11 protein-coding genes are annotated in these 10,731 nt (G+C 47.9%); 4 read left to right on the top strand and 7 right to left on the bottom strand.

Annotated features, from left to right (window positions below; genetic code table 11):
* Positions 1–338: 338 nt before the first annotated feature.
* From lipA to RMO52_RS00290, 3 genes are all read right to left on the bottom strand, one after another.
* Positions 339–1,208: a lipoyl synthase gene (lipA, locus tag RMO52_RS00280; protein ID WP_310409976.1), complete on the bottom strand. Its 870-nt coding sequence runs from the start codon at positions 1,206–1,208 to the stop codon at positions 339–341.
* A 54-nt stretch (positions 1,209–1,262) separates the two neighbouring features.
* On the bottom strand, positions 1,263–2,360 hold the full coding sequence (locus RMO52_RS00285) for a M23 family metallopeptidase (protein WP_310409978.1): 1,098 nt from the start codon (positions 2,358–2,360) through the stop codon (positions 1,263–1,265).
* Positions 2,361–2,809: 449 nt separating this feature from the next.
* Positions 2,810–3,250 carry a hypothetical protein gene (locus tag RMO52_RS00290; RefSeq protein ID WP_310409980.1) on the bottom strand — a complete coding sequence of 147 codons (441 nt, stop codon included), beginning with the start codon at positions 3,248–3,250 and terminating at the stop codon, positions 2,810–2,812.
* 62 nt (positions 3,251–3,312) lie between these two features.
* On the opposite strand from RMO52_RS00290, the gene RMO52_RS00295 reads away from it, so the two are divergent.
* Positions 3,313–4,335: a class I fructose-bisphosphate aldolase gene (locus RMO52_RS00295; RefSeq protein WP_310409982.1), complete on the top strand. Its 1,023-nt coding sequence runs from the start codon at positions 3,313–3,315 to the stop codon at positions 4,333–4,335.
* Positions 4,336–4,527: 192 nt separating this feature from the next.
* Here RMO52_RS00295 and RMO52_RS00300 read toward each other — a convergent pair whose 3' ends face one another.
* On the bottom strand, positions 4,528–5,511 hold the full coding sequence (locus tag RMO52_RS00300; RefSeq protein ID WP_309742038.1) for a beta-fructosidase: 984 nt from the start codon (positions 5,509–5,511) through the stop codon (positions 4,528–4,530).
* 912 nt (positions 5,512–6,423) lie between these two features.
* On the opposite strand from RMO52_RS00300, the gene rpsN reads away from it, so the two are divergent.
* On the top strand, positions 6,424–6,726 hold the full coding sequence (gene rpsN, locus RMO52_RS00305; RefSeq protein WP_309742040.1) for a 30S ribosomal protein S14: 303 nt from the start codon (positions 6,424–6,426) through the stop codon (positions 6,724–6,726).
* A gap of 83 nt (positions 6,727–6,809) precedes the next feature.
* On the opposite strand, the gene RMO52_RS00310 is transcribed toward rpsN, so the two are convergent.
* The 3 genes from RMO52_RS00310 to RMO52_RS00320 form a co-directional block, all read right to left on the bottom strand.
* Positions 6,810–7,142 (bottom strand): hypothetical protein, encoded by a 333-nt coding sequence (locus tag RMO52_RS00310; RefSeq protein ID WP_310409985.1) that lies wholly within the window; start codon positions 7,140–7,142, stop codon positions 6,810–6,812.
* Positions 7,143–7,254: 112 nt separating this feature from the next.
* Positions 7,255–7,533, bottom strand: a complete 279-nt coding sequence (locus RMO52_RS00315; RefSeq protein WP_309742042.1) for a hypothetical protein — start codon at positions 7,531–7,533, stop codon at positions 7,255–7,257.
* 389 nt (positions 7,534–7,922) lie between these two features.
* Entirely contained in the window at positions 7,923–8,378 is a 456-nt protein-coding gene (locus RMO52_RS00320; RefSeq protein ID WP_310409988.1) for a DUF721 domain-containing protein, read from the bottom strand.
* Positions 8,379–8,754: 376 nt separating this feature from the next.
* Between RMO52_RS00320 and RMO52_RS00325 the strand changes: the two genes are divergently transcribed.
* Positions 8,755–9,864 carry a hypothetical protein gene (locus tag RMO52_RS00325; protein WP_310409989.1) on the top strand — a complete coding sequence of 370 codons (1,110 nt, stop codon included), beginning with the start codon at positions 8,755–8,757 and terminating at the stop codon, positions 9,862–9,864.
* A 186-nt stretch (positions 9,865–10,050) separates the two neighbouring features.
* Positions 10,051–10,731 (top strand): PspA/IM30 family protein (locus RMO52_RS00330; protein ID WP_310409991.1); only part of this gene is annotated, 681 nt, incomplete at its 3' end.

Here is a 10,731-nt window from a genome sequence, read left to right on the forward strand (position 1 = left end):
CCCCTAACCCCTCTGTCTTGTCTCGCTAAACCCTCGCCTTCGCAGACGCTGCGCGCACGGGAAACCCGTGGAGCGCGAGCCGCTCCCACGCTTGGGACCGGCGTTTTTATTCGGGTGTTCCCCCCGAATAAAAAAACGACAAGACAGAGGGGAGCCAGAGCCGAAGGATCTGGCGGGACTGAAGGGCAAATCATACCTTAAATCAGCAACATCGGAATAAATAAGCAGGTCGGATCGAATATCGCTCGCATCGTAAAAGCCGGAAACCCAGATGGTTAGAATTTCTCATCCTGCTACTATTCACTATCCACTATCCACTATCCACTGTCCACTAACAACTAACGCGGATATTTCACCATTAACTTCTGCACCTCTTCCGCATGATAGGAACTGCGCGTCAGTGGTGTCGATACCACTTGGAGAAACCCAATCTCTTCCCCATATACCCGCCACGCATCAAACTGAGCGGGAGTGATAAATTCGGCGACATTAAGATGTTTGTTAGTAGGTTGGAGATATTGCCCGATCGTGATGATATCGCAATTTACCGATCGGAGATCCCGCATGGTTTGGCGGACTTCTTCATCCGTTTCGCCTAAGCCAACCATGATGCCCGTCTTAGTATAAACGCTCGGCGCATAGGCGCGCGATCGCGCTAACACTTTTAGGGAGCGCTGATAGTCACCCTGGGGACGCACGCGGCGATAGAGCCTGGGAATAGTTTCGGTATTGTGATTTAACACTTCTGGAGCCGCATCTAAAATCGTCTCCAAGGCCTGCCAATTGGCACAGAGGTCGGGAATCAATACTTCGATCGTTGTCTGGGGTGAGAGGGCGCGTACCGATTGAATACACAGCACAAATTGACCCGCACCACCATCGGGGAGATCGTCGCGGTTTACCGAAGTAATCACCACATGCTTGAGCTTGAGTCGCTTGACAGCTTCTGCCAATCGTAATGGCTCGGTCGGATCTAAAGCCTGGGGCTTCTTCTCAAAATCGATATCACAGTAGGGGCAAGCACGCGTACATGCAGGCCCCATGATTAAAAATGTCGCTGTTCCGGCACTAAAGCACTCGCCGATATTGGGACAAGAAGCCTCTTCACAAACTGTGTTGAGCTGCAAATCGCGGAGGATGTCTTTGACATTACCCACGCGTTCCCACTGCGGCGCTTTGACCCGCAGCCATTCTGGTTTGACTGTCATAACAATTGAGAATTCACAAGGCTACTATTCTAGCAAGTTCTGTGGGATAAATTTTTAGAGTCCTTGAGGATTGTCTTTACCAGCGTATGGCATCGCTCGCCGCAGGTTATCTACAGCATACTGGATCTCTTGAGTCGGATCGACAGCCACCCATCCATTCGCTCCGGGCGACCGCGCTTCAAAGTGGAGATGCGGCCCAGTTGAATTACCCGTACTGCCGACTAAGCCAATTACCGAGCCTTGCACGATTTGTTGTCCGGGCTGGACGGAGATTTCCGAAAGATGACCGTAAAGGGTCTGTTGGGAGTCATTATGCTGGATGACAATCGCCTTACCATATCCACCATTCCAACCTGCTGAGATCACCGTACCCGTTGCCGTTGCGACTACAGGTGTCCCCGAAGGTGCGGCGATATCGATCCCAGAATGAAAGCGACGGTTTCCAGTTAAGGGGTGCGTGCGCCAGCCAAAGCGGGAGGTTACGCGTGCGGGATTCATTAATGGATAAATTAATTCCGCCTGAGATTCAGTGGGGAGGCTGGGGACAGTCGGGACATTATTACTAGGCTGTGGTACGTCAATGGGCTGTGCAGCCGGAAAAGCGTTAGCTACAGTAGCGGGCGTAAACTGAGTTTTACTAGGACTAGGAGCGATCGTGCGGATGGACTGAACGACCGGAATTGCCATCACCGTGGGTATCCTCTTGTTCGCCGCCCGTGGCAACCGCGAGACAGTTGGTACTTTAATGGTTTTAGTGCGAGGGGCTGGCACGAAAATTTCGACAGAGGCTTCCGACGAAGGCATTTGGCTCGGCACACCGCTGATGATCTGCGAATTTCGATCCAAGTTAGCAACGTCGCTATTAAATATCCGACCCTGAGCGTGTGCGCTCGTTAAATTGCGGCTGGGCAGTGGTTGAATGTCTGTCGGAGCGCGATCTGGCTGCTCGTCAATAACTCGATCGAACCGATTGGTAGAGACAGTTTCTGCTGTAAGGCTGGAGAGACTATCTACATTTATTGCCTGAGTTTTTAATGTATTCTTCGCTACTAAAACTTGCGCGGGTAAAAATGAATTTTGGGCGAGTGCAGCTTTCGCACTTAAAAATGCACTAGCAATAACTAAAAGTCTCACAGATGTGTTTACGCGCATAAATTCAGTAAAAATTATTACGGGGTATAAGCCTAAATTAGCAGATCGAACCTGAAGCAAGAATTTGTCCAGTATACAAGATATCGCCAGATTTGTATCGAATTTCTTTACATTTAAGTTTTCCCCTGGAGATCTAGCCATATAAAACATCACAATTATCTCGCTTAAAACTAGACTTTTAGCCCAATCGATATCATCATTCGATATCTTTTAAGTATAAAAATATACTTTAACTATCTGCTATCTGTGAAGACGATCGACTAAGTATTTACTCACAATACGTCTGCAAGTGAGGTTTAGGCGATCGCGAGCGAATGAAACAATGCCAACAACATATATGTAGTATACCACAAGTAAGTAGATGTCAAATATTTACTCAGTATTTATATGTAGATAGATCGCTTAGCATAGATCGACCGCGATCGACAGCAAATCGATCGCTGATTTTATCAGCTAAATAGCTCAAACATTTGACGACAAAACTGTCTCAACTTATCAGCTATTTCTGGCTGTGGTTGGAGATCGCCTTCAAATTGCCAGTCGCTTACCGTCGATAATCGCCATTGTTTGCCGCGATAATCGAAGCCAGTAACTTCTAGCCCAATAAAATTTCGATGTGACTCAAACAGACGATCTTCTGTGACCGCGATCGCATCTTGATAAAATCGAATCTGGACTAAAACACTCCGACTTTGCCACCGCCGACTCCAGCCGGGAAAATGAAAACTAAAATCGATCGAATCTGGATCTACTAACTCTTGAGTATCGCGATCTTCAGCCCACGGTCGTAAATCTACTTTGGCATCGGGGAACTCAGTCCGAAAAAGACTCACAGCAGAAGCAATCTTACTAGCAAGAGTGATATCAGTAGCCTGTTGAGCAGCATTCACAGTTGAGAAATTCTAAAAGTGATTAGACTAGAAATAACCCTGTTTGCAACGAGGAACGACCGATGAGTTCATACGCCCAGGAATTACAATCGACCGTACAGGCAATGATGACCGACGGTAAAGGCATTTTAGCAATGGATGAGAGCAAAGGCACCTGCGATCGCCGATTTGAGAAATTAAATATTCCTACCACCGAAGAGCGGCGGCGCACCTATCGCGAGTTAATTCTCACCACCCCGCACTTAGCCGACTTTATTAGCAGTGCGATTTTATTTGATGAGACGATCCGCCAATCGACTCAAGCTGGCGTGCCGTTTGTTAAATTTATGCAAAATATCGGGATAATTCCCGGCATCAAACTCGATCTAGGTGCCAAAGACTTGGCAGCATGTCCGGGTGAAAAAGTCACCGAAGGTTTGGATGGATTGCGCGATCGCATTGCTGAATATTATCAAATAGGGGCGCGGTTTGCCAAGTGGCGGGCGGTAATTACGATTGATACCGACACTCCCAGCGAAACTTGTCTGGTGGCCAACGCTCATGCACTAGCCCGATATGCCGCTCTGTGCCAGGAAGGTGGACTCGTGCCGATTGTGGAGACAGAAGTACTCATCGATGGCAATCACACGATCGATCGCTGCTATGAAGTCACCGAGCGCACGCTCCAAGTCACATTCGACCAATTAAAGCTCAATCGGGTGGATCTAGAGCGGATAATTCTCAAGCCGAGCATGGTGCTGTCGGGAGCTAATTGCTCAGAACAAGCCAGTGTCGAAAAAGTTGTCGAAATGACAGTCCGCTGTCTGCAAAATAATGTCCCTGATGCAGTACCAGGGATTGCCTTTCTCTCCGGCGGACAGAGCATCGAACGCGCCACCGCCCATCTCAATCTCATCAATGCCCAATACGCAGCCCAATGTCCCTGGACTGTAACTTTTTCCTACGCCCGCGCCATCCAGCAACCCGCTCTGGATTATTGGCACGGCGACGATGCCAATATCCCCACCGCCCAACAGCTACTGCTCCATCGCGCGAAACTCAACAGCGCCGCTTGTCAAGGGAAATACACGCCGGAGATGGAGTAGGTTTTAGGTTTTAGGCTTTAGGTGTTCGGGTAATCTTGTCAATTATTAAGGATGATTTGGATTGGCGATCTTCACGACAAATCAAGGTAGGGGCAATTCATGAATTGCCCCTACCTTTACCTATACCCAGCAACAATTCTAGTCCAGTCGTAGGGTGTGTTACTCCGCAGGATAACGCACCGACTAGTCTAATTACATCGCGATCGAGTAACTGCTAAAATCGCGATCGACATGTTGCAATCCCGTCTGAACCCCACTGCGGCGAATCCCCCCAGTCTTGATATCAAAACCCACAATCTCGCCATTGAGTTCTGGAATAACTCTGCAAGCATAGAGCTGAGACGTTTCCGGTAAAATCACCTCGGGATTTGTCCCGGGAAAATCAAACATCGAAGACGAAGTAAAGCCCTGAAGACCACCGCTGTGAGCGGTCGTCGGCGCAAAATCATACTTTGCCCAAGTGCTGTACACCAGCGCATACTCATCATTACTCGCTTTGTACAACTGAGGCACTTCCATCTCCGCATAGAAGCCTGGATGACAGATCGGGGGTAAATACTCCCACTCTTCAAAATTATTATGTTTAGCTTTGAGCAGCGCTACCGTACCTTTTTTACCTAATGGTCGATCTGGTTCTTTCGCTGAGAGCAACATATAGATCTGCTCCTCATGGCGAAACAGAAAAGGATCGCGCCAAGCGTGAATTGTCAGATCTTCGGGAACGTGCTGAAGCGCGTAAGGAGCTTGCGGTTGAATCCGAATACTCGGAATCCGAAACCAGCGATCGAAACTTTGAATATGATGGGTAAATGCTACGCCCACATTTTGCGTCATCCCATCGTGTGTCGCTTGGTTTCTCGATGTATAAAACATCAAATAACCACCTTGAATTTTGATAATATCCCCGCTCCAAATCGAGGTATCATCCCAGCCGTGAGGCTCTGCACCCAGTACGCGATCGCTAATCCAATCGATCGTCAAAAAATCTTTAGTAGTAGCATAACCTACCTGCGAACTCATATGGTGCGCGTCTGTAGCGACCAACCCGCGATCGGCATTGAGATAAAATAGATGAAAAATGCTCGTATCTGTGTCGAAATGATACCAAAAATCCCACACGTGGCGATCGGGGTGCAGCAGCGTCGGATAGCTAAATTCTGGAGCGAGAGTAAGCATTTTCTACCAATTCAAAATTCAAGATTTGGATAATTTAGTCAAAACGAAATTGTCGCAGTCAAAACACTTGCGAATAGGGCAAGAATTTTGCGAATGCGGGAAAAAAGATAGCTATGCCGTCGCGATACTTTCGCTAATGATTCACTTGTTAATATGAATGATTTGCGCTAAATAAGTTTCAACTTTTAGTGAAATTTATTTGGTAGTTTTGACAAAGGTTTGGTCAACCTGTCATGACCTTCGCTCTAGTAATTCTCGATCGAGAGTAGCTACGTTCTATGGATGAGTATTTGTACCTGTGAAACCCTAAAGCCAGCAACCTGAAAATATCTATCCATTGGCTCTTTACCACTGGCTGGAAATGCTGGAAAATAGCTCCAGAGGTAGAATTTGAAGTCTGTGCGAACACCAAGCTAGCGTTCGGGTGTACCATCGTGTGTCTATGTTTCAGTAGGCAGTATTTTGTGGGTATGATTTAGCATACCCAACTTATCACAGTAAGCGATCGAATTCAGCTCGAAAAATCGCCCAAAAAATATTTATGACGCTCGTTTGCTCGGATTGCCAAAACCGAGCAAAAGCACGCAGTATTTAGCTCGAATCAGAGAATATTCTCAAGCCAGATCGACCGCTGGCGTCTGCTGGATCGTCGATCGTTTAGTTCGATCGGTAAACTTCGACTCATCGATCGCTATCTACTCCCGATTGTAGCGATCTAACTCAATTTTGGAAAGGAGTATTAATACTAACTCAGACGAACTCCCGACCTAATTGGCGATCGCCATAGACAAACTCACCACAAGTGCTTTATAATATAGTGTTTGGCACTCTTGTAATGCCTGCCGACTAAAGTTAGTTGAGTAGATCCACAAGAATCGCTCGGGTTTTTTGTAAATAGAGAAAGTTATACACATGGCGAAGAAATCATCGATCGAGCGGGAAAAGAAACGCGAGCGACTAGTTGCAAAATATGCAGACAAGAGATCGGCTCTGTTAGCCGAGTTTAACGCTGCGGCTACCCCCCAAGCGAGATTTGCAATCCACCGCAAGATTCAACAACTACCCCGCAACAGCGCACCCACTCGGTTGCACAATCGCTGTTGGGTAACTGGTCGTCCGCGTGGATACTACCGTGATTTTGGGCTGTCTCGTAACGTCTTGCGCGAATGGGCACACCAAGGTTTGCTACCCGGTGTAGTTAAATCTAGTTGGTAGGATAAGGGCACTGGGTAATAGGTATCAACCTATTCCCACTCCCATCTCTAGCCTTTGAGCCATCAAGCCAGCAACGCCTAAAATTAATTACCGCAGCAACGGTTGTCGATACCCAAGCTATCCAAGATAATATCGCTGACAGCATTGGCGACGGTGAATTCCCCAAAAAAGCTTTCCTGAAAATTGAAGGCCTGCATCTCTGTGACGATCGCCATCACCAGGCAACCCAGGTCGTTTTCACCTTCCATCCGCTGCCGAATATAGATTTGAGCGGCACGCTTAGCAATAGTGATATTAATCGACTCGGGAATAAATTCGCGATCGAGCCAGACTTTTAGCGATGCTTGTAGCCACTCGCCTTCTTTCATAGCGTCAGTGGCTGGCGGTAATACAATCGGTAGAATCGGTTCTGTCATTGGCGATTACCAACTGCGATCGATGTAGAAGTGAACAATGTAACCAAGATCGATTGTGCAGTTAGTCGGGGGCGATCGCAAGCCTGAGTAACTAAAATTAATTAATGAGGATTTAGTTATTGCTACTAGCGATCGTGCCGCTCAATTCTAGTGCTACCATTTCACCGATCTCAGTACCTTCTAGTACCTGCGGTAACTCCATTTGACGATTGGCGATCGCCAATCTGTCGGCGTCCCAGTTGTTAGAAAAGGCTGGTAGACCTAGTTGACAAGCCTTCCAATCACTACGAACGGATACATTTAGCTGCTGACAAGCCCCGCCGTGCATTCCCTCTGGTCGGTAGAAGCGACAGTAGCGACAGGCAGATGTAATACAATTTTGGTCGTTCATCAGTGTTACCCATTGGGAGAGCACCTAATTCAATCCTCTCCTCACTACTATTATGCCTGTCCCCGATTCAGGCAAAAGTGACATCGATCGACGATCCCATCCAGCTTATAGCGATCCCCAGCATTTTTTTACTTTAGATTGTCTTTAGATTCAGTTTATAGTTAGACACATTTATTAAAGTATTCAGTACATACCTGCAATAATTTTATTAACAGTCAATCCGGGTGGTAATGGAGCTAAAACTATGAGGGATCGCTAGAAACGGGCATCGGCAGCTTGGCAAGATTGCAGATTGTGTCGATCGGTAGAGGTTTAAACGTATTAGTTGAATGCTGTTATCTACCTTTTGATAGAGGTAATAATTAATTTAAATATGTGTTTTCGGATACTTACTTGCGACCCAAAATTCCGAGATCGATCGCACAAAATTGACAAACCCCCCACCGGAGCAACTCCCCCTGGCGGGCGCGAGTATTACATTGGGAACAAATAACTACTGCGCCTGAGTCTATAGGGACAGACACGCTCTGGGTAGCTGTGGGTGAAGTGTTGCTGCTAAACCCGATCGCGACAAACCGCAAATCTTGGATCGAGCCGTCTAGGTGTAGGTTTAACTGGTGACACAGTTTCTGCCGCCCAAAGGTCAGTTGATGGGCGAGGCTGGCGCTATTAGTGGCAATGGTGAGCAGTCCTCGATTTAGAGATCTCGGCTGAGTGCGTTCGGCGATAAGCGGCGATACACTCGCTTGCCATGCCCGGACGATCGCACCCCAATCCCTGACCCCTTCCCATCCTGGCTGCTCTTGAAGCTGTAATGTAATTGCGGAAATTGGTGCTATTGACATGTCTATAACTACTAGTAATCGCCAAACTTACTCCAGTCAGGTTGGTCAAATGTCTATTTTTTAGTCAATTGGCTGAATTTTGACATATATTAATGACATGGTAACGATCGACTATCTCCGTAAGTCAGTCACTCGTCCCCTCAAGCTACTGCTAAGCTTAGCAATGCGAAGGAGAGACTAGGTAGTCAGTGAGTTAACTGGACTGATGATTGCGCCAAACGGCTTGTCTGCTAGGTGTGACGGTGGCAACATCGACAACCAAATTGCCGGATATTCAGTGTTACTGCAATTATGAGTACTCTAAGCATAGAGTCACTAATTAATTCGATCGATCTCAAATCATATCTTTAGAAATCTCTGCGGTTAAAGTGAGTTTATGAACCACCATCCATCTGACGATAGCGCGAACGTGCCCTTATCCGGTCAAGCGGCGGTCGCTGATGTTCGCGATGGCAACAGCCTGCCTTTAGACACACCCAGCGACACCGAGCATCCGGAATCCTACTATGTCAATCCGGCACTCCAAAAAGCTTTAAGTTGCTTAGATATCAAATTGGCAGACGAACTAGGGAGATTCAGAGCCACACAGGGGCGGGAAATCGGCCATGGCGAACCGATTCAGGATGAAGATAGCGCCCAAAGCGATCGATCTGCAAGTGATAGCACCACTTGGGCACAACATGGAGCCGATTTTGATGCAGACGCGGCGATCCTCACTGCCCAAATCGTGCCGCCTGCTGAAGCTAATCCAGCACCAAAAGGTGGATTCATTATTATCGACGGGCTGACGACATCAGCATCGAGTAGTCGCAATGCGAACGCCAATCTTAATTATGCCCCGATCGCGCTCCATCGATCGGACGCACCAGCGGTCGCCGAAAATTTGGATCTCAACTTCTCATCTAGCAGGGAAATGGCACAATTCCACGATAGATATTTATCCTCCTCTCAAGAATTGCTGCGCCAAATTCAATCGGGTTATCCCGCTGTAGAGCCGCCGCAGCCCGCTCCCGCTCCCCGCACCAAACATTTTACACCGCTCAAAATCGGTTCGATGGCTGTCATCTGTGCGCTGGCGGGTGGTGCTGTCTACACCTATCTCAATCCTGGCATCTTAGCGCCCTTAACCGCTACTAAAGTCACCAGTCCTAGCACCTCCGGACAAACGATTCAAAGCCCCAACCTTGCGGCTAGTGAATTTACCGAACTTAATTTGAGTACTCTCAATACGATTAAATTGCCCACAGTCACAGCTACCAACATTACCACCGCACCAACCGTGAGTGTCCCTCCCCCGGCGGCATCGACAGCACCAGCAGCCATCCCCTTTAATGGGATGCGCGGTACGAGGCAGACATTACCCACGACCACAATTACCGCTCAGCCCAGACTCGCTGATAGCCTAGTCAGATCGCTCTTACCGCCTAATTTCTATACTGTTGCCAAACCATCGGGCTATCGAGTTACCCCGCCCATCGGACGTTAGGATCGGAAAGTTCGCGGAAATAGCGCACTTATGACTAATTCCTAGTCTAGTCATGCCCGATCGTCAGATCCAGAAGTTATCATAATTACTAGGTCATGTATTTAAATTGTCAAGTCAAAACTCTAGCACCAGCAGCGGACTAGATACCGAGCTGCTAGAGCAGAAAAATATCAAGAGGATAGTAATATGGGATTATTCGATCGGGTGAGCAGACTGCTGCGGGCGAATGTAAATGATATGGTGAGCAAAGCCGAAGATCCAGAGAAAATTCTGGAACAGGCAGTGATGGACATGCAGGAAGATTTGGTACAACTACGCCAAGCCGTTGCCAGCAGCATCGCCAATCAAAAACGCACCGAGCAACAGTACAACAAAGCGATGGGCGATGCCAATAGCTGGCAGAGCAAAGCACAACTAGCATTGCAAAAAGGAGATGAAGATCTCGCCCGTGAAGCCCTGGTGCGGAAGAAAAACTACAGTGAAACTGCCGGGAGCCTCAAAGCTCAGTTAGACGGGCAAGCAGGCATGGTAGACACGATGAAAAAGAGTCTGATCCAACTTGAAGGCAAGATTTCGGAAGCCAAAACCAAGAAAGACATGCTCAAGTCTCGCGCCCAAGCTGCCAAGGCTCAGGAGCAACTACAAGGTGCTGTCGGACGCTTGGGTACTAATAGTGCAATGGCTGCTTTCGAGCGGATGGAAGAAAAAGTTCTGATTGGCGAAGCTAAAGCTCAAGCAGCAGCAGAATTAACTGGTGCCGATCTCGAAAGCAAATTTGCCGCGCTCTCGGCGGGTAGTGATGTCGATGACGAGCTAGCAGCGATGAAGCAGCAAATGCTCGGTGGGACAGCTCAACCAGCCGCCGCA

Source organism: Chamaesiphon sp. OTE_8_metabat_110 (genome assembly GCF_031382685.1).
Taxonomy (GTDB): Bacteria; Cyanobacteriota; Cyanobacteriia; order Cyanobacteriales; family Chamaesiphonaceae; genus Chamaesiphon.